Origin of the sequence: Streptomyces sp. NBC_00299, from assembly GCF_036173045.1 — a bacterium.
GTDB lineage: Bacteria > Actinomycetota > Actinomycetes > Streptomycetales > Streptomycetaceae > Streptomyces > Streptomyces machairae.
In genome coordinates this window covers 1,751,122-1,770,922 of sequence record NZ_CP108039.1, presented here as the reverse complement: position 1 = coordinate 1,770,922, position 19,801 = coordinate 1,751,122, and the positions used below count along the sequence as shown (strand labels likewise).

At 71.1% G+C, this 19,801-nt stretch carries 18 protein-coding genes; 9 read left to right on the top strand and 9 right to left on the bottom strand.

The genetic code is table 11. From position 1 onward, the window contains the following. Positions 1 to 15: 15 nt before the first annotated feature. The 4 genes from OHT51_RS07680 to dnaK all read left to right on the top strand — a co-directional run bounded on the left by OHT51_RS07680 (position 16) and on the right by dnaK (position 5,511). Positions 16 to 1,077 (top strand): ATP-binding protein, encoded by a 1,062-nt coding sequence (locus OHT51_RS07680; RefSeq protein ID WP_328878144.1) that lies wholly within the window; start codon positions 16 to 18, stop codon positions 1,075 to 1,077. After that, complete coding sequence (locus tag OHT51_RS07675; RefSeq protein ID WP_328878143.1) at positions 1,074 to 2,879, top strand: vWA domain-containing protein; 1,806 nt, start codon at positions 1,074 to 1,076, stop codon at positions 2,877 to 2,879. Before OHT51_RS07680 ends, OHT51_RS07675 begins: the two co-directional genes overlap by 4 nt. 65 nt (positions 2,880 to 2,944) lie before the next feature. Continuing rightward, positions 2,945 to 3,373, top strand: a complete 429-nt coding sequence (locus tag OHT51_RS07670) for an OsmC family protein (protein ID WP_328878142.1) — start codon at positions 2,945 to 2,947, stop codon at positions 3,371 to 3,373. A 263-nt stretch (positions 3,374 to 3,636) separates the two neighbouring features. After that, entirely contained in the window at positions 3,637 to 5,511 is a 1,875-nt protein-coding gene (dnaK, locus tag OHT51_RS07665; protein WP_328878141.1) for a molecular chaperone DnaK, read from the top strand. A gap of 7 nt (positions 5,512 to 5,518) precedes the next feature. Here the strand turns inward: dnaK and narI are convergent, their stop codons facing one another. From narI to OHT51_RS07635, 6 genes are all read right to left on the bottom strand, one after another. Beyond that, a complete protein-coding gene (gene narI, locus OHT51_RS07660) occupies positions 5,519 to 6,241 on the bottom strand; it encodes a respiratory nitrate reductase subunit gamma (RefSeq protein WP_328878140.1) in 723 nt (240 codons plus the stop codon). Next, positions 6,238 to 6,732 carry a nitrate reductase molybdenum cofactor assembly chaperone gene (gene narJ / locus OHT51_RS07655; RefSeq protein WP_328878139.1) on the bottom strand — a complete coding sequence of 165 codons (495 nt, stop codon included), beginning with the start codon at positions 6,730 to 6,732 and terminating at the stop codon, positions 6,238 to 6,240. Before narJ ends, narI begins: the two co-directional genes overlap by 4 nt. Then, on the bottom strand, positions 6,732 to 8,381 hold the full coding sequence (narH, locus tag OHT51_RS07650) for a nitrate reductase subunit beta (RefSeq protein WP_328878138.1): 1,650 nt from the start codon (positions 8,379 to 8,381) through the stop codon (positions 6,732 to 6,734). Before narH ends, narJ begins: the two co-directional genes overlap by 1 nt. After that, complete coding sequence (locus OHT51_RS07645) at positions 8,381 to 12,073, bottom strand: nitrate reductase subunit alpha (protein ID WP_328878137.1); 3,693 nt, start codon at positions 12,071 to 12,073, stop codon at positions 8,381 to 8,383. The genes narH and OHT51_RS07645 overlap by 1 nt, the downstream gene beginning before the upstream one ends. Positions 12,074 to 12,368: 295 nt before the next feature. After that, on the bottom strand, positions 12,369 to 13,184 hold the full coding sequence (locus OHT51_RS07640) for an SAM-dependent methyltransferase (RefSeq protein ID WP_328878136.1): 816 nt from the start codon (positions 13,182 to 13,184) through the stop codon (positions 12,369 to 12,371). 45 nt (positions 13,185 to 13,229) lie between these two features. Continuing rightward, on the bottom strand, positions 13,230 to 14,093 hold the full coding sequence (locus tag OHT51_RS07635; protein ID WP_328878135.1) for a helix-turn-helix domain-containing protein: 864 nt from the start codon (positions 14,091 to 14,093) through the stop codon (positions 13,230 to 13,232). Between the two features lie 221 nt (positions 14,094 to 14,314). Here OHT51_RS07635 and OHT51_RS07630 point away from each other — a divergent pair, with 221 nt between their 5' ends. Then, on the top strand, positions 14,315 to 14,749 hold the full coding sequence (locus OHT51_RS07630) for a hypothetical protein (protein ID WP_328878134.1): 435 nt from the start codon (positions 14,315 to 14,317) through the stop codon (positions 14,747 to 14,749). Here the strand turns inward: OHT51_RS07630 and OHT51_RS07625 are convergent. Then, positions 14,731 to 15,576, bottom strand: coding sequence for a helix-turn-helix domain-containing protein (locus OHT51_RS07625; protein ID WP_328878133.1), 846 nt, complete (start codon positions 15,574 to 15,576; stop codon positions 14,731 to 14,733). The two genes, OHT51_RS07630 and OHT51_RS07625, sit on opposite strands and share 19 nt — an antisense overlap. 30 nt (positions 15,577 to 15,606) lie before the next feature. Here OHT51_RS07625 and OHT51_RS07620 point away from each other — a divergent pair, with 30 nt between their 5' ends. The 3 genes from OHT51_RS07620 to OHT51_RS07610 all read left to right on the top strand — a co-directional run bounded on the left by OHT51_RS07620 (position 15,607) and on the right by OHT51_RS07610 (position 17,837). Beyond that, on the top strand, positions 15,607 to 16,698 hold the full coding sequence (locus OHT51_RS07620; RefSeq protein ID WP_328878132.1) for an ADP-ribosylglycohydrolase family protein: 1,092 nt from the start codon (positions 15,607 to 15,609) through the stop codon (positions 16,696 to 16,698). Positions 16,699 to 16,785: 87 nt separating this feature from the next. Further along, a complete protein-coding gene (locus OHT51_RS07615; RefSeq protein ID WP_328878131.1) occupies positions 16,786 to 17,088 on the top strand; it encodes a 4a-hydroxytetrahydrobiopterin dehydratase in 303 nt (100 codons plus the stop codon). A 5-nt stretch (positions 17,089 to 17,093) separates the two neighbouring features. After that, positions 17,094 to 17,837: a class I SAM-dependent methyltransferase gene (locus tag OHT51_RS07610; RefSeq protein WP_328878130.1), complete on the top strand. Its 744-nt coding sequence runs from the start codon at positions 17,094 to 17,096 to the stop codon at positions 17,835 to 17,837. On the opposite strand, the gene OHT51_RS07605 is transcribed toward OHT51_RS07610, so the two are convergent. Further along, positions 17,806 to 18,282 carry a hypothetical protein gene (locus OHT51_RS07605; protein WP_328878129.1) on the bottom strand — a complete coding sequence of 159 codons (477 nt, stop codon included), beginning with the start codon at positions 18,280 to 18,282 and terminating at the stop codon, positions 17,806 to 17,808. The genes OHT51_RS07610 and OHT51_RS07605 overlap by 32 nt on opposite strands. Further along, entirely contained in the window at positions 18,279 to 18,776 is a 498-nt protein-coding gene (locus OHT51_RS07600) for a hypothetical protein (protein WP_328878128.1), read from the bottom strand. Before OHT51_RS07600 ends, OHT51_RS07605 begins: the two co-directional genes overlap by 4 nt. Before the next feature lie 39 nt (positions 18,777 to 18,815). Here OHT51_RS07600 and OHT51_RS07595 point away from each other — a divergent pair, with 39 nt between their 5' ends. Next, positions 18,816 to 19,766 carry a helix-turn-helix transcriptional regulator gene (locus OHT51_RS07595; protein WP_328878127.1) on the top strand — a complete coding sequence of 317 codons (951 nt, stop codon included), beginning with the start codon at positions 18,816 to 18,818 and terminating at the stop codon, positions 19,764 to 19,766. Positions 19,767 to 19,801 lie beyond the last annotated feature (35 nt).

Below are 19,801 nucleotides of genomic sequence, written 5' to 3'. Positions count from 1 at the left end.
AAGGGAGACCCTGCTTTGCAGGCAGCCGTAACCGTCACGCCCGCCCGAATCCCCGACCTCCTTCTCGGCCTCGCCACCGTGCGGCCGGTCTTCATCTGGGGTGCCCCCGGCATCGGAAAGTCCTCCCTCGTCAGGAACTTCGCCGAGTCGCTGGGGCTTGAGTGCGTGAGCCTGCTCGGCACCCAGCTGGCGCCGGAGGACCTGATCGGCGTGCCGCAGATCCGCGACGGGCGGTCGGTGTTCTGCCCGCCGGAGGCCATCGCCCGCGACGAGCCGTACTGCCTGTTCCTGGACGAGCTGAACGCGGCCACCCCGGATGTGCAGAAGGCGTTCTACTCGCTGATCCTGGACCGCCGTATCGGCACCTACGAGCTGCCCAAGGGCTCCATCGTCATAGGCGCCGGAAACCGGGCCACCGACAACGCGCTCGCCCGCCCCATCGCCTCCGCGCTCGTCAACCGCCTCACTCACGTCCACCTGGCGGCGTCCGCCACGGACTGGCTGGTCTGGGCCGCGAACAACGGCATCCACCCATGGGTCCTGGACCACCTCACCGACCGCCCCGACCACCTGTGGTCCAAGCCGCCCAAGACCGAGGAGCCGTTCTCCACACCCCGCTCCTGGCACATGCTCTCCGACGCGCTGCACTCCTTCGGCCGGGACCTCGACGAGGAGACGCTGAAGGTCCTCGCGCACGGCACGCTGACGCCCGTGCACGCCACCGCGTTCTGCGGCTACGTCAAGATCGTGCGCAGCCAGTACGGCATCGACGCCATCATCAAGGGCGACGCCCGCTGGCCGCACCGCATGCAGGACCGCGACCTGCTCTACTACCTCGCCGAGTCCTTCCGCGGGCGCCTCATCAAGGAGCTGCCGGTCAGCAAGGACCACATGTCCGCGACCGGCCGCCAGACCGCGTACCGCGCGAAGTCGCTGCTGGTGCAGCTCGCGGAGATCTCCGTCGAGGTCGCCCAGAGCGTCATCGCCTCCGACGCGGACGGCAACCCGGTCCTGCCGTCCTGGTTCCTGGTGGAGGCCGCGCGGGACATGCCCCGGCTGGTCGAGGCGCGCCGATGAGCCGTACCCCCGACAAGGGGAAGGGAAAGAAGAAGCGGGACCTCGCGGCGGAGGCGTTCGCCGAGGGCCTGCGACTGGTGCGCGCCAATCCCGCGCTCGCCACCGTCGAGTTCGCCGTCTGCCGCCAGGAGAAGTGCGAGCAGGCGCCCCACGACGGACTCGTCCGCGTCGACTCCCAGGGCGACCTGCACATTCACCCCGATCGCATCGCCGAACCCGCGACCTGGGCCTGGGCGATCGCGCACGCCGTCCTGCACCTCGGCTTCGGCCACGTCCCTTCCAAGAAGGGCACACCCGAGCAGCCCGACCGCGCCGACCTCGCCGCCCGCTGCGTCGTCGTCAACCGCTTCCTGCTCAGCTTCCCGATCGGCACCGCCCCGGACCACCTGCCCCTGAGCTACCCGGACGGCGACGAGGAACAGCTCGCCGCGCGCTGGCGGCGCGACGGCGTTCCCGCCGCGTACGAGCGCTGCGGCACGGCGGGCTCCGAGGCCGACCAGCTGCTCGTGGAGTGGATGGGCTGGTTCGGGTCGCCCCCGGACCACCAGCTGGCCTTCGCGACCGCGCTGACCCGCACCGTCTCCACCGCGATGGACCTGGCGGGCGGCCGCCGCGAATCCATGGACGGCGAGCCGGTCAAGAAGCGGCCGTGGCAGTGGGCGCTGGAGTGGTCCATCACCTCCTATCCGCTGCTCGGCGGCCTCGCGGCCGGCATCAAGCTGGTCGCCGACGCCGAACTCGCCCGCGCGCACGGCATCGCCATCGCCGCCGTCAACGCCGAGGCCGGCGAGATCTACATCAACCCGCTGCGGACGTTCGAGGACGAGGAATGGCGGTTCATCCTCGCCCACGAGATGCTGCACGCCGCCCTGCGCCACGGCGACCGCTGCGGCGCCCGTGACCCGTACCTGTTCAACGTCGCCTGCGACTACGTCATCAACGGCTGGCTGCGCGAGATGCAGGTCGGCGAGATGCCCCAAGGACTGCTGTACGACGCCCAGTTCAGCGGCCTGTCCGCCGAGGAGGTGTACGACCGCATCGTCGGCGACCTGCGCCGGATGCGCCGCCTGGCCACCCTGCGCGGCAAGGGCGTCGGCGATGTGCTGGGCGCCCCGCTCGGCGCCCCCGGCGACTACTGCGACCTCGACGAGTTCTACCGCCGCGGCCTCTCCCACGGCCTCGACCTGCACCAGCAGCAGGAACGCGGCTTCCTGCCCGGCGGCCTGGTCCAGGAAATCCGGGCGCTCAGCCATCCACCGCTGCCCTGGGACGCCCGGCTGGCCCGCTGGTTCGACGAGTTCGTGCCCCGTCCGGAGCCCGTGCGGACCTACGCCCGTCCCTCGCGCCGCCAGTCGTCGACGCCCGACATCCCGCGCGCGGGGCGCTACTTCCCGCCCGAGGAGATCGCCCGCTGCACCTTCGGCGTCGTCCTGGACACGTCCGGCTCGATGGGCAGCGTGCTCCTCGGCAAGGCGCTGGGCGCCATCGCCTCGTACGCCGCCGCCCGGGACGTACCGGCCGCGCGGGTGGTGTTCTGCGACGCGGGACCGTACGACGCCGGCTATGTGCCGGTGACGGAGATCGCGGGGCGGGTGCGGGTGCACGGCCGTGGCGGTACGGTCCTGCAGCCCGGGATCGACCTCCTCCAGCGCGCGGACGACTTCCCGCCCGGCGCGCCCGTCCTGGTCATCACGGACGGCTGGTGCGACGTGCTGCGGGTGCGGCGCGAGCACGCGTACCTGCTCCCGCAGGGCCGTCGCCTGCCGTTCACCCCGCGTGGGCCGGTCTTCTGGGTGCAGTGAGCCGGAGTGTGATCGGATGGGGGGCACGGACCCAGGAAACGGGCCCCCACGCGAAAGGAAGAATCGTGGCTACCACGCGCTCCGCACACACCGTCTGGGAAGGCAACCTGCTCGAGGGCAACGGTGTCGTCAACTTCGACTCTTCCGGCGCCATCGCCGCGCAGCCGGTCACGTGGGCCTCGCGCTCCCAGGACGCGAACGGCAAGACCAGCCCCGAGGAGCTGATCGCCGCCGCGCACTCCAGCTGCTTCTCCATGGCGCTGTCCCACGCCCTGGATGGTGCCGGCACCCCGCCCACCAAGCTCGTCACCTCGGCGGACGTGAACTTCCAGCCGGGTGAGGGGATCACCGGGATTCACCTCACCGTGGAGGGCACCGTGCCCGGCCTCGATGACGAGGGCTTCGCTGCGGCGGCGGAGGATGCGAAGAAGAACTGTCCGGTCAGTCAGGCGCTGACGGGGACGACGATCACGCTGTCGGCGAAGTTGGCGTAGCGGGTCGCCTACGGGGGTGCCACGGTTCGGTCGTCCGGCGGCTGCGGCGCCGCGGTGGCTGGTCGCGCCCACGCGGCGGAGCCGCATATCGATACAGCCCCGCACCCCCCGGGGGGCGGCCCTTCGGGCCAGCCCCCCGGCCCCCTGAGCGAGCGCTCAGCTACCGTTTGGTGGCCGTCCGCTCGGTCACTCGTCCCATTGACAAGAACCCGCTCAAGTTTTGTGCTGGAGTTCAAGGGGTGCCCTGGCGGAAGGGGACAGCGATGGCACGCGCGGTCGGGATCGATCTCGGGACCACGAATTCGGTGGTCGCCGTCCTGGAGGGCGGCGAACCCACGGTCGTCGCCAATGCGGAGGGGGCCAGGACCACACCGTCGGTCGTGGCCTTCGCCAAGAACGGCGAGGTACTCGTCGGTGAGGTGGCCAAACGGCAGGCGGTGACGAACGTCGAGCGCACCGCCCGCTCCATGAAGCGGTACATGGGCGACGCGAACTGGCGCTTCCCGGATCAGGGCGACATCGACGGCTCCCGCTACCGGGCCCAGGAGCTGTCGGCCCGGGTGCTGCAGAAACTGAAGCGGGACGCCGAGTCGTATCTCGGCGAGGACGTCACCGACGCGGTGATCACCGTCCCGGCGTATTTCGACGACGCCCAGCGGCAGGCCACGAAGGAGGCCGGGGAGATCGCCGGCCTGAAGGTGCTCAGGATCATCAACGAGCCCACGGCCGCCGCCCTCGCCTACGGACTCGACCGGGGCGAGGAGCAGACCGTGCTGGTCTTCGACCTCGGCGGCGGCACCTTCGACGTCTCGCTGCTGGAGATCGGCGACGGCGTCATCGAGGTCAAGGCCACCAACGGCGACACCCACCTGGGCGGCGACGACTGGGACCAGCGGGTCGTCGAGTACCTGGTGAAGAAGTTCAAGGGGCAGTACGGCATCGACCTCGGCAACGACAAGATGGCGTTGCAGCGGCTGCGCGAGGGCGCCGAGAAAGCCAAGATCGAGCTGTCCAGCTCCACCGAGACGACGATCAACCTGCCCTACATCACGGCCTCCGCCGAAGGGCCCCTCCACCTCGACGAGAAGCTGACCCGCGCCCAGTTCCAGGAGCTCACCGCGGATCTCCTCGACCGCTGCAAGACCCCCTTCCACCAAGCGGTCAAGGACGCCGGCATCAAGCTCTCGGCGGTCGACCACGTCATCCTCGTCGGCGGCTCCACGCGGATGCCCGCCGTGACCGAGCTCGTGAAGGAACTCACCGGCAAGGACCCGCACAAGGGCGTCAACCCCGACGAGGTCGTCGCCGTCGGCGCGGCCCTCCAGGCGGGTGTCATCCGCGGCGACGTCAAGGACGTCCTGCTGCTCGACGTCACCCCGCTGTCCCTCGGCATCGAGACCAAGGGCGGCATCATGACGAAGCTCATCGAACGCAACACGACCATCCCCACCCGGCGTTCGGAGATCTTCACCACGGCCACCGACAACCAGCCCTCGGTCGGCATCCAGGTCTACCAGGGCGAACGCGAGATCGCGGCGTACAACAAGAAGCTCGGCGTCTTCGACCTCACCGGCCTGCCGCCGGCCCCGCGCGGCGTCCCGCAGATCGAGGTCGCCTTCGACATCGACGCCAACGGGATCATGCATGTCTCCGCGAAGGACCTGGCGACCGGCCGTGAGCAGAAGATGACGGTGACGGGCGGCTCGGCCCTCCCGAAGGACGACATCGACCGCATGATGCGGGAGGCCGAGCAGTACGCCGAGGAGGACCGCAAGCGCCGCGACGACGCCGAGACCCGCAACCAGGCCGAACAACTCGTCTACCAGACCGAGAAGTTCATCCGCGACAACGAGGACAAGGTCCCGGCGGACACCAAGGCCGAGGTCGAGTCGGCGATCACCGACCTGAAGCAGCAGCTGGAGCAGAACGCCGAGACGAACGCTCTGCGCACCGGCATCGAGAAACTCGCCTCGGTCAGCCAGCAGATGGGCCAGGCGATGTACGCCCAGTCCCAGCAGGCGCCGAGTGAGAGCTCCGCCGGCACGGGCACCGAAGAGGCCTCACCGCAGGACGACGACGGCGTGGTGGACGCGGAGATCGTGGACGACGAGAAGGACCAGAAGGGCGGCGCCGCCTAGGGGCCGCTCAGGACCCCGTCTTCTCCCAGCCCCGCCGCTCCGGCCGGGGCCCCAGCTGCTCGGGGTCCCGGCTGCGGTACACCAGGTACGGCCGGAACAGGTACTGCACCGGCGCGCTGAACATGTGGACCAGCCGGGTGTACGGCACCAGCGCGATGAGCACCATGCCGATCACCGCATGCACCTCGTACAGCACCGGCACGCCCGCCATCCGGTCCAGGTCCGGCTGGAGGGTGAAGAGGCTGCGGGCCCACGGGGCGATGGACTGGCGGTAGTTGTAGCCGTCGCCGGAGGAGTGGGACAGCTTGGCGACCATGCCCATTACGATCGCCGCCGCCAGCACGACGTACATGAGCTTGTCGTTGGCCGTGGTCGCCCGGAACACGGGTGCCTTCGTGCGGCGGCGGTAGATCAGCAGGGCGATCCCGGCGACCGTCAGCACCCCGGCCGCTGTGCCGCCGTAGAGGGAGAACAGGTGGTACGTCCGCTCGCCGACGCCGAGCGCGTCCGTCCAGGACTCCGGGACGAACAGGCCCACCAGATGGCCGACCAGCACGAACAGGATGCCGTAGTGGAAGGCGGGTGAGGCGATGTTCAGGAGCCTCGACTCGTAGACCTGGGACGAGCGCGTGGTCCAGCCGAAGCGGTCGTAGCGGCGGCGCCAGATCAGGCCGGCGACGAGCAGGGCGAAGACGACGTAGGGCAGAACGCCCCACAGGAGTGTGGTCATGGGCGTGCCCCCGGTTGTGCGGTCGGCAGGGTGACGCACACGGCGTCCAGGACGGACGCGTACGGTGTGCCGAAGTCGGTGAGCCGGGCGCGGAGCTCCTCCAGGCAGTCCCGGTGTTCCAGCAGGAGGTCGGTGTCGCCGGTGCGCGCCGCGAACTCCAGTACCGCGGGCAGGAAGTCGGGCAGTTCCTCGCCGGTGAACTCCAGGCCGTGAGCGCGGTAGAGGTCCTTGAAACGCAGCAGTGACATGCCGCGCCGTCGGGTGTCCCCGTCGCGCCACCAGCTCAGGTACAGGCTGTGGCGGTTCTTGAAGTCGAAGACCTCGACGTAGTGGGCGGCCAGTTCCTCCGGGGACGTGAGGGCCGCGTGGTCGGTGAACTCCCGTAGCTGCGGGGCCGCCTCGCGCAGCAGCGGCAGGCGGGCACGGAAGTCGTCGTCGGGGTAGGTCAGGCACAGTGCGGCCGCCTGGTACAGCACCTCGAAGGACGGCATCAGGCCTCCTTGGTCTCGGCTGTGTCGGCTGTTTGGGCCATGGGGGCTGTGGGAGGCAGGCCGGCCGGGTCGTCCGCCGTCTGCCGTCTGCGCAGGGCGTGGAAGTTCTCCACCGACACCAGCGGCAGCAGTTTGCGGCCCGAGTCCTGCCCGAAGGGGCCGTCCCCGCCCATCCCGGGCCCGCCGTCGTAGTCGAGGCTGCACCCCTGCGGCAGCGCGGACTCCTCCAGGTGCCGGGCGTCCGCGACGACGGCCGTCGGAATCACGTACCGGTCCTCGTACTTGGCGATCGCCAGCAGCCGGTACATCTCCTCGATCTCGTGCGCCCCCATCCCGACGGCGGCCGGCACCGAGGGATCCGGATCCTCGCCGAGGTTGATCGCCCGCATGTGGGAGCGCATCGCGGCGAGCTTCTCCAGCGAGGCGCGGACCGGGCCGATGGCGCCGGCCGTGAACAGCTCCGCCAGGTACTCCAGCGGAATGCGCAGGCTGTCGATCGCGCCGAACAGGTTCCCCGCGTCCTCACCGTCGTGCCCGGTCTCCGTCAGCACGTCCACCACCGGGGAGAGCGGCGGGATGTACCAGACCATCGGCATCGTCCGGTACTCCGGATGCAGCGGCAGCGCCACCCGGTACTTGCTGATCAGCGCGTGCACGGGGGAGCGGCGCGCCGCCTCCACCCAGTCGTACGGGATCCCCGCCGCGTCGCACGCGTGCCGCACCCCGGCGTCCTCGGGGTCGAGGAAGACACCCAACTGCGCCTCATACAGATCCCGTTCGCTGCGCACCGACGCCGCGGCGGTCACCTTGTCGGCGTCGTACAGCACCACCCCGAGATAGCGCAGCCGGCCCACGCACGTCTCCGAGCAGACCGTCGGCAGACCGACCTCGATCCGCGGATAGCACATCGTGCACTTCTCGGCCTTGCCGGTGGCGTGGTTGAAGTACACCTTCTTGTACGGGCATCCCGTCACGCACATCCGCCAGCCCCGGCACCGGTCCTGGTCGACGAGGACGATGCCGTCCTCCGCCCGCTTGTACATCGCCCCCGACGGACAGGACGCCACACAGGACGGGTTGAGGCAGTGCTCGCAGATCCGCGGCAGATAGAACATGAAGGTCTGCTCGAACTCGAACCGCACCTTGTCCGAGGCCTGCGTGCGCGCCCGCTCGACCATCGGGTCGAAGTCGCCGTGGGCCGGGGCGCCGGCGAGGTTGTCGTCCCAGTTCGCCGACCACTCGATCTTCATCGGTTTGCCGTCGAGCTGCGAGATGGGCCGGGCGACCGGGTAGTCGTCGCCGAGCGGGGCGTCGGTGAGGTTCTTGTAGTCGTACGTCCAGGGCTCGTAGTAGTCCTTGATCTCCGGGAGTTCGGGGTTGGAGAAGATGCCGGCGAGCTTGCGGAAACGGCCACCGGCCTTCAGCTTCAGCGCGCCGCGCCGGTTCAGCTCCCAGCCGCCGCGCCACCGCTCCTGGTCCTCGTAGCGGCGGGGATAGCCCTGGCCGGGGCGGGTCTCGACGTTGTTGAACCAGACGTACTCCATGCCCCGCCGGTTGGTCCACGCCTGCTTGCAGGTGACCGAGCAGGTGTGGCAGCCGATGCACTTGTCGAGGTTCATCACCATCGCGATCTGGGCCATCGGACGCATCAGTACTCGACCTCCTGGCTGCGGCGGCGGATCACCGTCACCTCGTCGCGCTGATTGCCCGTCGGCCCCAGGTAGTTGAACGCCCAGGAGAGCTGGGCGTACCCGCCGACGAGATGGGACGGCTTGAGGATCAGCCGGGTGAGCGAGTTGTGGGTGCCGCCGCGCTTGCCGGTGGCCTCCGTCTTCGGGACGGCGATGGTGCGTTCCTGCGCGTGGTGCATGTAGACGGTGCCGGCCGGCATCCGGTGCGAGACGACGGCCCGGGCGACGACGACGCCGTTGCGGTTGGCCGCCTCCACCCAGTCGTTGTCGACGACGCCGATCGCGTCCGCGTCCTGCGGGGACATCCAGATGTTCTGGCCGCCCCGGGAGAGCGCCAGCATGAACAGGTTGTCCTGGTACTCGGAGTGGATCGACCACTTGTTGTGCGGGGTGAGGTAGCGGACCGTCACCTCCTTCTGCCCGTCCGGTCCCAGGCGCGGTTCGCCGAACAGCTTGTTCATGTCCAGCGGCGGCCGGTAGACGGGTAGTGCCTCGCCCAGCTCGTGGATCCAGTCGTGGTCGAGGAAGAAGTGCTGGCGGCCGGTGAGGGTGTGCCAGGGCTTGAGGTGCTCGGTGTTGAGGGTGAAGGCGGTGTAGCGCCGCCCGCCCGACTCGCTGCCCGACCACTCCGGCGACGTGATCACCGGCACGGGGGCGGCCTGGGTGTCCGCGTACGTGACCCGCTTGCCCTCGTGCTCGGCCGCCAGGTGCGCCATCTCCTGCCCGGTGCGGGCCTCGAGGGTGCGGAAGCCCTGGGTGGCGAGGCGGCCGTTGGTGGTGCCGGACAGGGCGAGGATGGTGTTCGCCGCCTTCACGGCCGTGTCGAGCAAGGGCCGGCCGTCGGATGTCACGCCGTTCAGGTGCCGGAGGTCCTCGACCTCCTCGTCCGGCTTCAGCGTGATGCCCTTGGCGGGCAGGCCGAGCTCTTCCGTCAGCGGCCCGAGCGCGGCGAACTTGGCGCCGATCGCCGTGTAGTCGCGCTCCACGACGGTGAGGTTCGGCATGGTCTTCCCCGGCACCGGATCGCACTCCCCGCGCCGCCAGTCCAGGACGACCCCGCCCGGCTGGGCCGTCTCGCCCGGGGTGTCGTGCTGGAGCGGGGTCGCCACCAGGTCCTTGCGCACCCCCAGATGACCGACGGCCAGCTCACTCAACCGCTCGGCCAGCGCCTTGAACGCGTCGAAGTCGGTGCGGGCCTGCCACGGCGGGTCCACGGCCGGAGTGAAGGAGTGCACGAAGGGGTGCATGTCCGTGCTGGACAGGTCGTGCTTCTCGTACCAGGTCGCGGCGGGCAGGACGACGTCCGACAGCAGGGTGGACGACGTCTGCCGGAAGTCCAGCGACAGCAGCAGGTCGAGCTTTCCCTCGGGCGCCTCGTCGTGCCAGGTCACCTCCCGCGGCCGTACGTCCTCGGGTGCTTCCTCCGCCTGCAGGGACGAGTGCGTGCCCAGCAGGTGCCGTGTGAAGTACTCGGCGCCCTTCGCCGACGAGCCGAGCAGGTTGGCCCGCCACAGCGTCAGCACCCGCGGCCAGTTCTCCGGCGCGTCCGGGTCCTCGCAGGCGAACTTCAGGGTCCCCGCGCGCAGTTCGGCGACCACCCGCGACACCGGATCACCGAACACCTCGCCCAGCTCCAGCGGATTGCGGTCGAACGTCGGATACGACGGCATCCACCCCGTCCGCGCCGACAGCGCGAGACAGTCCGCGCCCGTCATCCCCCGGAACCGGCCCGTGCCGAGCGGTGACGCGAGCACGTCGGCGGTGAACCGGTCGTAGCGCCACTGGTCGGTGTTGAGGTACCAGTACGCCGTGCCGATCATCTGGCGCGGCGGCCGCGACCAGTCCGACGCCGAGGCGAGCGTCGCCCAGCCGGTCACCGGACGGCACTTCTCCTGGCCCACGTAGTGTGCCCAGCCGCCGCCGTTGCGGCCCTGGCAGCCGGTGAGCTGGAGCAGGGCGAGAAAGGCGCGGTAGATCGTCTCGGAGTGGAACCAGTGGTTGGTGCCGGCGCCCATCAGGATCATGCAGCGGCCCTTCGACCGCTCGGCGGTGCGCGCGAACTCCCGTGCGATGCGTATGCACTTGGCGGCCGGGACGGAGGTGTGCGCCTCCTGCCAGGCCGGGGTGCCGGGCGCGTCACGGTCGTCGTACGACGCGGGCCAACGGCCGGGCAGCCCCTCCCGCGCCACCCCGTACTGCGCGAGCAGCAGATCGAAGACCGTCGTCACCAGCGGCCCCCGCGCGCCCCCGAGCTTCGTCGCCGGGACACCGCGCCTCACGACGTCCCCGCGCCCCTGTCCATGTGCCCCGCCCTCGGTGTCGAAGCGCGGCAGCAGCACCTCGACACCGGCGGCGACCTCACTGCCGTACAGGCTCAACTGCGGGCGTATTTCCCCGAGTTCGAGGTTCCACTTGCCCATGCCCGACTCGGACCAGCGGAAGCCGAGCGAGCCGTTCGGGGCGACCGCGCGGCCCGTGGCGGCGTCCAGCACGACCGTCTTCCACTCGGCACTCGCGCCCTTCTGGCCCAGATCCGAGGCGCGCAGGAACTTCGCCGGGACGTAGGCCCCGCCCCGCTCCTCCAGCGTGACCAGGAAGGGCAGGTCGGTGAACTGCCGTACATAGTCCGCGAAGAACGGTGTCTCGCGGTCGACGAAGAACTCCTTGAGGACGACGTGCCCCATGGCGAGGGCCAGCGCGCCGTCCGTGCCGGGGTGCGGGTGGAGCCACTCGTCGGCGAACTTGGCGTTGTCGGCGTAGTCGGGGGCGACCACCACGACCTTCTGGCCCCGGTAGCGGGCCTCCGCCATCCAGTGCGCGTCCGGTGTGCGGGTCACCGGGACGTTCGAGCCCCACATCATCAGATACGCGGCGTCCCACCAATCGCCCGACTCCGGTACGTCGGTCTGGTCGCCGAAGACCTGCGGGGAGGCGACGGGCAGATCGGCGTACCAGTCGTAGAAGGAGAGCATCGGGGCGCCGATGAGGGAGTGGAAGCGGGCGCCCGCCGCGTGCGACACCATCGACATCGCGGGGATGGGGGAGAAGCCGGCGATGCGGTCCGGGCCGTACGCCTTGATGGTGTGGACGTGCGCGGCGGCGACGATCTCGACCGCCTCGTCCCAACTCGCCCGCACCAGGCCGCCCTTGCCGCGCGCCTGCTGGTAACGGCGGCGGCGCCCGGGGTCGTTCACGACGTCCGCCCAGGCCAGGACCGGATCACGCAGGCGTTGCTTCGCCTCCCGGTACATCTCCAGGAGGACGCCCCTGATGTAGGGGTAGCGGACCCGGGTGGGGGAGTAGGTGTACCAGGAGAAGGCGGCGCCCCGGGGACAGCCGCGGGGCTCGTACTCGGGGCGGTCGGGGCCGACGCTCGGATAGTCGGTCTGCTGGGTCTCCCAGGTGATGATCCCGTCCTTGACGTACACCTGCCAGCGGCACGAGCCCGTGCAGTTCACGCCGTGCGTGGAGTTCACGACCTTGTCGTGGCTCCACCGGTCCCGGTAGAAGGCGTCCGCCTCACGCCCGCCCGTCAGCGCGACACTGTGCAGATCGGGTGCGGGCGTGCCCGGCCGGAACCACCTGCCCGCCTTGAGCAGCGCCGCGCCCGGTTCGGCGGGCGGGACGGGCGGTATCCGTGTGTCGGTCACAGGCGCTCCCTTGCTTGCCCGGGGGCCGGGGCTCTGGTCCCGAACCTAGGGCGGGGCGGGGGAGCGCACCCCTTCACAGCAGCCGTACGGGTCACCTCCGCACGGCATCCGGACGATTAGGGCCTGTCTGACAAATCCCCGCCTGCTCCGCGGCGCTTGGCACGCCCGCTCGCCGCGTTGCCGAACCGCCCTCGTGGCTCCGCCACGAGGGCGCTCCGGCGCCCTTGCGATCGCACGCACCAGACGCCGCGGAGCCCGCCCTTCGGGCGGACGACGGAGATTTGTCAGACAGGCCCTAAGGCTTGCGGGCGACCCCCGCGTACACCGGCACGATGCCCTCCGCCTGGGCCGTCACGTCCGCCGCCTCCGGCCGCCAGCCGTAGACCGGGATGATGCCGGGGCCGAGCAGGTCCAGACCGTCGAAGAAGCGGGAGAACTCGGGCAGCGACCGGGGAAAAAACGGGGTGCCGCTGTGCCGGAAGTGGTTCGCCGCCTTCTCCATGACCGCCGGGCTGAGGTCAGGGGTGACCTGGGAGAGGATCAGGTAGCTGCCGGGGGCGAGCGCGGCGACGTACTTCCCCAGCAGGCCGTACACGTCGTCACCGTCGGCGTCGGCGCCCAGGTAGTGGGTCAGCGCGACCAGCGACAGCGCGACCGGCCGGTCGAAGTCCAGGGACTCGCCGGCCCGGCCCAGCAGCATGTCGACGTCACGGACGTCGGCGTGCACATAGTCGGTGCTGCCCTCTCCCGTCCCGTGCAGCAGCGCCTCCGCATGCCGCAGCACGATCGGGTCGTTGTCCGCGTACACGACCTTGGAATCCGCGGCGACGCCCTGCGCCACCTGGTGCAGATTGGGCTCGGTGGGGATGCCCGTGCCGATGTCCAGGAACTGACGTATCCCGGCCTCGGCGACGGTGCGCACGGCACGGTGCATGAACCGGCGGTTGGCGCGCGCCCCGCGCAGGACCGTGTCGTCCACGGCGAGGATCTTCTGCGCCAGCTCCTCGTCCACCGGGTAGTTGTCCTTGCCGCCGAGCCACCAGTCGTAGACGCGGGCCGGGTGCGGCCGGCTGGTGTCGACGCGGGCGGGCACGGCCTCGGAACCGGTCATGCGGTGTGTTCTCCTCGGGGATCGACGGCCTTATGGCCGGCTGCCTCAACAGTCCTCGCGGTGCTCCCGCAGGATCTTCCTCGTGCGCTCGGCCGACGCGGCGGCCGTCGACATGTGGTCCAGGACCTCCAGATGCGCGGCGACCTCCTTGCGGGAGTCCAGATACAGGGCGCCGGTCAGGTACTCCGTGTAGACCATGTCGGGCAGCTCGGGCTCGGCGAAACGGAACAGGGTGAACGGCGCATACGTCCCCGGGTGCGGGCCGGAGGCGAACTCGGCGATCTGGAGCGTGACCCGGTCGCGCTCGGCGAACTCCAGGAGCTTGTCCAGCTGGTCGCGCATCACCTCGCCGCGGATGCTCACCGGGCGCAGCAGCACCGTCTCGTCCATGATCACCCACATGTGGGGCGGGTCCGGGCGCTCCAGCAGCCGTTGCCGTTCCATCCGCAGCGACACATGCCGCTCGATGGTCTCGGGCCCCGTCTGCCCTATCGTCCCCGCCTCCAGCACGGCACGCGCGTACTCCTCGGTCTGCAGCAGGCCGGGGACGAAGTGCGGCTCGTAGGAGCGGACGATACGGGCGGCGCCCTCCAGGCTCACGTACAGGCTGAACCAGTCCGGCAGCACGTCGTGGAACCGCTGCCACCAGCCCGGCTGGTTGGCCTCCTCGGCCAGCGACACGAACGCGGCCGCCTCGTCCTCCGGGACGCCGTACGTCTCCAGCAGCACCTGGACGTACGGGATCTTCAGCGCGACCTCGGCCGTCTCCATCCGCCGTACGGTCGCCGCGGCCACACGCAGCACGCGGGCAGCCTCGTCACGTCCCAGCCCGGCCGCCTCCCGCAGCTCCTGCAGGCGCCTGCCGAGCACCACCTGACCCACGGTCGGCGCGGGCCGCCGCTCACTCACGCCACGCCTCCCCTACGCGCCGAAAGTACGTCGAGCAGTGTGTCATGTTCCCCGCGTCCCCGGGGCGTTGCCATTACCCCGCAAGTAATCGACCGCCCGATCCGGACACGAGACGGTGGAGTCACCGGATCCCGGGCCGGCGCACTCCGGCCCGGGATCCGGGCCCGCGCATCTGTAGTCGACCTGCATCCCGACCCGACCTCGACGGAGGGTGATTCGTCATGTCCGCCACCTCGCTCGCCACGCTCACCCGGACCTCCGACCCGCAGACCGTGCTGCGCCGACTTCTGGCCCTGGACGCGGTGGTGACCGGGGCGAACGGGCTCGCCTACCTCGCCGTGTCCGGTCCGCTGGGACGGCTGCTCGGGGTCGACGACACCCTGCTGCTCGCCCTCGGCGCCTTCCTCACCGTGTACGCCGCCGCCGTGGGCCTGCTCGCCTCCCGGGCCCGCCCCGCCGCGCTCCCGGTCCGTGCCGTGATCGAGGCCAACCTCGCCTGGAGCGTGCTGAGTCCGGTGGCCCTCGCGCTGTGGCTGTCGCCCTCCACCACGGGGGCCGTGTGGACGGTCCTCCAGGCTCTCACCGTCGCCGGTTTCGCGGCGCTCCAGCACCTGGCCCTGAAGGCCCGTCAGGCCCGTCAGGACATCAGTGACTGAAGGTACTTGACCGTCGCCGGGTCGGCCGGGAGGAACGTCTCGATGGCCAGCTCGGCGACGGTCACGTCCATGGGGGTGTTGAACGTGGAGATGGAGGAGATGAAGGACAGGACGCGGCCCTCGTGCTCGATCTGCATCGGCAGGGCGAAGTACGGGGCGGTTTCGAGCGGTTCGGGGTCCGCCTCCCGTGAACCGGGCCTCTCCTCCGGCGCCGGATACGCCGCGACCTCCTCGTACAGCCGGCGCAGCGGTTCGGAGCGGTGCAGGGCGATCTGGCGCTCCATCTGGGACAGCAGGTGGCCGCGCCACTCGTGGAGGTTGCGGATGCGCGGCGCGAGGCCTTCCGGGTGCAGCGTCAGACGCATCGCGTTCAGCGGGGGCGTGAGCAGGCGCTCCGGGACGCCGTCGAGGAGCATCAGGATGCCCCGGTTGGCCGCGTGGACGTTGTACATCGCGTCGACGACGACCGCCGGGTACGGCTCGTAGCCCTGGATCAGCCGCTCCATGCCGGCGCGCAGCGCGTCCAGCGCCGGGTCGTACAGCGGGGTCTCCGGATAGCGCGGGGCGTACCCGGCGGCCAGCAGCAGCGCGTTGCGTTCGCGCACCGGCACGTCCAGGTGCTCGGCCAGCCGCAGCACCATCTCCTCGCTCGGCCGCGAACGGCCCGTCTCGATGAAGCTGATGTGCCGCGCCGAGGAGTCCGCCCGCAGCGCCAACTCCAGCTGGCTGACGCGCCGTTGCTCCCGCCAGGCCCGCAGTAGAGGGCCTACGCCCCGATCGGCGGGGGCGGTGCTGGGGGCGGCATCTCCGGGCGGGACCATGGTCATGTGTACGACCGTAGTCGAGGAGCGTGTGAAATGACCGAGCCGTGGACGTCGACCCTGGCGGGCGAGGCCGTGTACCGGGCCCGAGTGCGTGGCTGCCTCCTCGGCGGAGCCCTCGGTGACGCCCTCGGCTACCCGATCGAATTCAGCTCGCTGGACCGGATCCGGTCGGCGCACGGCGAGCGCGGAGTGACCGGACTCGTCTTCGCCGGTGACAGCCGCGTGGCCCTGGTCAGTGACGACACGCAGATGACCCTCTTCACCGTCGAGGCGCTGATCCAGGCCCATCGGCGCGAGCGGCTCAAGGGCATCGGCGGCGGATGGGCCCTCCTCGTGCGCCGGGCCTACGAGCGCTGGCTGGAGACCCAGCGCCACCCCGGCCCGGAGCAGGCCGCACCGCCGCAGAGCGGCGCCCCCGAGGGCGGCCTGATCACCCAGGAGTGGCTGTACGCCCGCCGGGCTCCCGGCAACGCGTGCGTGACGGGGATCGCCCTGGGGGAGTACGCCCCCGACCCCGGGCTCGCCCTCGACGGCACGCCCGGACAGGTCAACCCCGACTCCAAGGGCTGCGGCGCGGTCATGCGCTCGGCCCCCTTCGGCCTGCTGAATTCCGCCGACGGCGCCTTCGCCATGGCCGCCCGCGCCGCCCAGATCACCCACGGTCACCCCACCGGCTACTACGCGGCGGGCGCCCTGGCCGCGATCGTCGCGCACCTCGTCGCGGGCGAATCCCTGGAGGGAGCGGTCCTGCGCACGCTGCGGCTGCTGGCGCGCCACCCCGGCCACGAGGAGACCTCGGTCGCGCTCACGGAGGCCCTCGACCTGGCCCAGGAGGGCGCTCCGACGGCGGAGAAGATCGAGTCACTGGGCGCCGGCTGGGTCGCCGAGGAGGCGCTCGCGATCGGCGTGTACTGCGCCCTCGTCGCGCCCGCCGCGCCGGACGCCCTGCTGCTGTCCGTCAACCACTCGGGCGACAGCGACTCCACCGGCTCCGTCTGCGGCAACCTGCTGGGCGCCCGGCACGGCGACCACGGCCTCCCGCACGAATGGCTGGAGCGGGTCGAGGGCCGGGCGCAGATCGCCGCTCTGGCCGACGACCTGGCGGCCGAAGGCGTGCGGCGCTGACCCTGGGGGAACCGTCTGACCAGGGCCGCCGCGCGCAGGCTGTGGCAGGCTGAAGACGAACCCTCCCGTGCAGGAAGGAGCGAGGCCATGCCCCTCGAACCGCTGTCGCAGAAGGAGATCGAGGACCGGCTCGCGGAGCTGCCGGGCTGGACGTCGGACGGCGACCGCATCGCCCGCTCCTACCGGCTCGCCTCGCACTTCGCGGCCACGGCGATGGTCGTGCACATCGCCCAGGTCCAGGAGGAGCTCGACCACCATTCCGACCTCACCCTCGGCTACAACACGGTGTCCCTCACCGTGAACACGCACACCGTGGGCGGCGTGACCGAGCGGGACTTCGCGCTCGCCCACAGGATCGAGGAGCTCGCCCCCGGCCACGGGGCACAGTGACGCGCGTGCTCGACTACGACAAGGAAGCCGAGCGGTACGACGCCTCGCGCGGCGGCGAGCCCCGGGCCGCCGCCGCGGCCCAGGCCGTGCTGGGCCTGCTGCCGGACGGGACCCGGCAGCTGCTCGACGTCGCCTGCGGCACCGGCATCGTGACGCGTCGGCTCGCCGCCGGGCGGGACGGCCTCCGTGTGACCGGCGTCGACCTCGCGCCCGCCATGGCCCGGCAGGCCGCCACCCGCCTGCCCGGCGCCGTCGTGCTCGCCGACAGCCGCAGGCTGCCGTTCCCGGGCAACGGCTTCGACGCTGTCACCAGCGTGTGGTTGCTGCACCTCGCGCAGTCCGCGCAGGACGTACGGACCATCGTCGGCGAGTGCGCCCGCGTGCTGCGGCCCGGCGGGGTCTACGTCACCACCGTCGACAAGGGCGCCGCGCACAACGTGGGCAGTGACATCGACGCCGTCATGGCATCCCGCCCGCCCCGCCCGGCCAGGGACGCGGCGGAGCTCGTCGAGTCGTACGCACTGGGCCACGGCCTGGTCCCGGCCGGCGGGTCCGGCTTCACCGGTCACGGCCAGGGCCGCAGCCCTCGCCGCACGATGGCCGACCTGCGCCGGGGCTGGTTCGTCACCGTGCCGCCCGGCGGCGCGCTCGCCGACGGTTTCGCCGCCCGCCTGGCGAAGCTCCCGGACCAGGACCGGCCCCGGCCGGACCCGGTGTTCACGCTCCGGGCGTTCCGCAAGACCGAGTGAAGTCCATGGTCCAGTTGGTCAGCCAGGTCGCACCGCCGTCCGTGGAGAACGCCTGCTCCCAGCGTGCCGTGGTGGCCGAGATGCCGGACCAGACAAACCGCACCCGTACGTCCTTGCCGTCGTGGACGTCATCGCCGTAGAAGGCGCCGCGTTCGCCATCGAAGCGCCCGAACACCGGCGGGAACAGTTTGCCGGTGCGGCTGGAGGACCAGGTCAGCGACCACTGCTCGGTCTCCCGGTCGAAGAGCCGCAGCGTCAGCCCCTTCGAGCCCAGGTGCGGCATGTCGATCTCGTCGAGGTTCGCGGCCCCGTCGAACAGCGGTTGGCAGCGGCTGGTGGCCGGGAACTCCTCCCAGTCGCTGCCGGGGTCGAGGAAGTCGGTGCGGCGGCGGTGGCGGACCTCCCACTCGCCGTGGAAGAAGTCGAAGTCGTGCGGGCTGCTCATGTGCGGTCCCCAGTGGTTCCGGCGGGCAGGGAATCGGCCAAGTAGGCCGTCAGATCCGGGACGTCGGGCGCGAGCATGTGCCGCACCCAGGCGTCCCGTTCGTGCAGGACCGGCGGGAGCTCCCAGACGCAGCCGATCCACGGGAGGCCGGGCGTGATGAAGTGCGTCGGGTCGTTGTCCGGGCAGCCGAGCACCGGCTGTCCCGCCGACGCGCCCTTGAAGTGCAGGACGTTGTCCCACACCCAGCTGTAGGCGTTCAGATAGGCGCCGTCGTCCCCGCCCCGGTGCAGTACGACGAACGTCGCCGGGGGTGTGCCGTCCGGCTCAGGGAGCAGCTCCGGCAGGATCGCGTACGCCGCCCGCGCCACCTCGGGCGCGATGCCCGCGGGGTCGGCGGTGACGTGGTAGCGCTTGATCCGCCGCCCGGCCACCTCGATCGGCGGCGGCACGGTCAGCAGTTTCTCGGCGAAGGCGGGGGTCTCCGTAAGGGCCATGGCAGGACGCTATGACCGCTTCACTGACATCCTGCGGCAGTGAAGTCCAGCCGACTCGTCTCGATCCTCCTGCTGCTCCAGACCCGCGGCCGGATGACCGCCGCGCAACTCGCCGAGGAGCTGGAGGTGTCGGTGCGCACGGTCTACCGGGACGTCGAGGCACTGGGCGCGGCCGGCGTGCCGCTGTACGGCGATGCGGGCCACGCCGGTGGCTACCGCCTGCTCGACGGATACCGCACCCGCCTCACCGGCCTGACCAGCAGCGAGGCCGAGGCACTCTTCCTCGCCGGCGCGCCAGGTCCCGCAGCCCAACTCGGCCTCGGCTCCGTGCTGGCCGCGGCCCAGCTCAAGGTCCGCGCCGCCCTGCCCGCGGAACTGCGCACCCACGCCGACCGGATCAGCGGCCGCTTCCACCTCGACGCGCCCGGCTGGTACGCCGACGCCGACGAGACGCCGCACCTCCCGGCCGTGGCCGACGCGGTCTGGAACAGCCGCGTCCTGCACGTCCTGTACCGCCGCTGGCGTGAGCCCACCGACGTGGAGCGCCGCCTGGAGCCGTACGGACTCGTCCTGAAGGCGGGCCGCTGGTACGTCGTCGCGGGCCCCGGGCCCCGCACCTTCCGCGTCGACCAGATCCTTCAACTCACCCCCGTCCGCGAAAAGTTCACTCGCCCCGCCGACTTCGACCTGGCCGCGTACTGGAGGGCGTACCAGCGCGACTTCCACGACCGGCTGTACCGCCGGGAGGCGGTGGTGCGGCTGGCTCCCGGAGTGACCCTCGACCGCGCGGCCGGCCACCGTACGGAGAACGACGGCTGGACCAGGGTCACCGTCACCATCGAGTCCGTCGACCACGCCCACGCCGAGTTCCTGCGCCTCGGCACCGGCATCGAGGTGCTCCAGCCGCCCGAACTGCGCGAGAGGATCGCCCGGACAGTGGCCGAACTGGCCGAGAGATACGGCAACTTCGCCACGCACGGCGGCGACTGAGGGAGCGGAACCCGTCCGTCCTCCCGAGGAGGTAC

Excerpts from the sequence above, each read along its gene's own strand:
- OHT51_RS07640 (WP_328878136.1), bottom strand. The coding sequence starts at position 13,184 with ATGACCGGTTCCGAGGCCGTGCCCGCCCGCGTCGACACCAGCCGGCCG.
- narJ (WP_328878139.1), bottom strand. The coding sequence starts at position 6,732 with ATGCCGTCCTTCGAGGTGCTGTACCAGGCGGCCGCACTGTGCCTGACC.
- OHT51_RS07600 (WP_328878128.1), bottom strand. The coding sequence starts at position 18,776 with ATGGCCCTTACGGAGACCCCCGCCTTCGCCGAGAAACTGCTGACCGTG.
- OHT51_RS07620 (WP_328878132.1), top strand. The coding sequence starts at position 15,607 with ATGACCGAGCCGTGGACGTCGACCCTGGCGGGCGAGGCCGTGTACCGG.
- OHT51_RS07675 (WP_328878143.1), top strand. The coding sequence starts at position 1,074 with ATGAGCCGTACCCCCGACAAGGGGAAGGGAAAGAAGAAGCGGGACCTC.
- OHT51_RS07605 (WP_328878129.1), bottom strand. The coding sequence starts at position 18,282 with ATGAGCAGCCCGCACGACTTCGACTTCTTCCACGGCGAGTGGGAGGTC.
- OHT51_RS07630 (WP_328878134.1), top strand. The coding sequence starts at position 14,315 with ATGTCCGCCACCTCGCTCGCCACGCTCACCCGGACCTCCGACCCGCAG.
- narH (WP_328878138.1), bottom strand. The coding sequence starts at position 8,381 with ATGCGTCCGATGGCCCAGATCGCGATGGTGATGAACCTCGACAAGTGC.
- OHT51_RS07625 (WP_328878133.1), bottom strand. The coding sequence starts at position 15,576 with ATGACCATGGTCCCGCCCGGAGATGCCGCCCCCAGCACCGCCCCCGCC.
- dnaK (WP_328878141.1), top strand. The coding sequence starts at position 3,637 with ATGGCACGCGCGGTCGGGATCGATCTCGGGACCACGAATTCGGTGGTC.
- OHT51_RS07615 (WP_328878131.1), top strand. The coding sequence starts at position 16,786 with ATGCCCCTCGAACCGCTGTCGCAGAAGGAGATCGAGGACCGGCTCGCG.
- narI (WP_328878140.1), bottom strand. The coding sequence starts at position 6,241 with ATGACCACACTCCTGTGGGGCGTTCTGCCCTACGTCGTCTTCGCCCTG.